The organism is Arthrobacter sp. K4-10C (assembly GCF_059090085.1).
Genome location: NZ_JBNHFI010000041.1, coordinates 1 through 262 on the forward strand (window position 1 = coordinate 1; position 262 = coordinate 262).

1 rRNA gene is annotated in these 262 nt (G+C 57.3%); it reads right to left on the reverse strand.

What is annotated here, in order from left to right:
• Positions 1-262: ribosomal RNA gene (locus AC5RUU_RS19670) — 23S ribosomal RNA — on the reverse strand; the annotation flags it as partial.

Genomic DNA, 262 nt, shown 5'->3' on the forward strand with positions numbered 1-262 from the left:
CTACCTTCCTGCGTCACACCTGTTAATACGCTTGCCTCCCAGGATCAGGTCCTGCGCTCCACCAAAACCCTTCACCCACAAGGGGTGTCGGGCAGGTCTCGGGCAGTTAGTATCCCCTGTTCAACATGGACGGTTTTTCGCCGGTACGGGAATATCAACCCGTTATCCATCGACTACGCCTGTCGGCCTCGCCTTAGGTCCCGACTTACCCAGGGCAGATTAGCTTGACCCTGGAACCCTTGATCATCCGGCGGACGGGTTT